Here is a 1,236-nt window from a genome sequence, read left to right on the forward strand (position 1 = left end):
ATTGCACACTGTCGTCAGCATCTAACGGGCTACAAGGTTCCAAAACTGGTTGAGTTCCGTGAAGACTTACCGAAGACCAACGTAGGTAAGATCTTACGTCGTGTACTTCGTGAAGAGAACGACGCAGAACTGGCAAAGAAAAGCGCGTAAGCCGATTTCGTTGAGTCGCCAGAATTAAAAAATGATAGAATGCCAGCGTTTTGCTGGCATTTTTTATAGCGAGAAGCATGTGAATTATCAGATTATTACTAAAAACAAAGACCTAGAACAAGTTTGTGCTCAAGCAAGAGACGCAGATGTCGTAATGCTGGATACCGAGTTCGTACGTATCAGGACTTTTTATCCGCAACTAGGTTTGATTCAGCTTTTCGACGGCAAGCACTTGTCCCTTATCGATCCGACAGAATTAACGGACATGACATCTTTCATCGAACTATTGAAAGATGCATCGGTACTTAAAGTGCTTCACGCCTGTGGCGAAGATTTAGAAGTATTCCAAAATGCATTTGGTTGTACGCCATTTCCAATGGTCGATACACAGTTAATGGCGGCGTTTCTTGGCCACGGGCTGTCAACAGGTTTCGCAACGCTGGTGGAAGAATACTTAGGTGTTGCGTTGGACAAGAGTGAATCTCGCACCGACTGGATGGCTCGCCCTCTCACGCAAAAGCAACTTGATTATGCAGCGGCAGACGTTCACTACTTGTTGCCACTTTACGAAAAATTGCTCGATAAAGTCACTGAAGCTGGTTGGTGGGAAGCGGTGCAGCAAGAGAGCGACTTGTTGGTTTCCAAACGTATTCGCGAAACCAACGAAGAAAATGCGTACCTTGATATTAAAGGAGCGTGGCAACTTAAACCGTCAGAGTTAGCTGTGTTAAAGCCGCTAGCGACTTGGCGTTATCGTGAAGCAATCAAGCGCGACTTAGCACTAAACTTCATTTTCAAAGAGGGTGATTTGCTAACGGTTGCTCGTTTAGGTTTAACAAGCTTTAAAAAGATGGAAGCGGAAGGGATGGATAGCCGCGCGGTCAATCGTCACGGTACTAAAATTGCGGCCATCGTGAAAAAGGCTAAGCAAACGCCACCAGAAGAATACCCAGCTAAAATTGATCGCCTGATGGATTACCCTGGCTATAAGCAGGTTTTCAAAAACATGAAAGATGTCGTGAAAAGTGCTGCGCAAAAATCAGGGTTAGCGACCGAGTTTTTAGCATCGAAGAAGCAGATTAACCA

1 protein-coding gene is annotated in these 1,236 nt (G+C 45.1%); it reads left to right on the forward strand.

Annotated elements, in window-relative coordinates; translation table 11 throughout:
• Positions 1 to 229: 229 nt before the first annotated feature.
• Positions 230 to 1,236, forward strand: a 1,007-nt coding sequence (gene rnd / locus R7Q47_RS25170; protein WP_318090049.1) for a ribonuclease D, incomplete at its 3' end; no start/stop codon positions are given.

The sequence above is a fragment of the Vibrio sp. Vb0349 genome, from assembly GCF_033338975.1.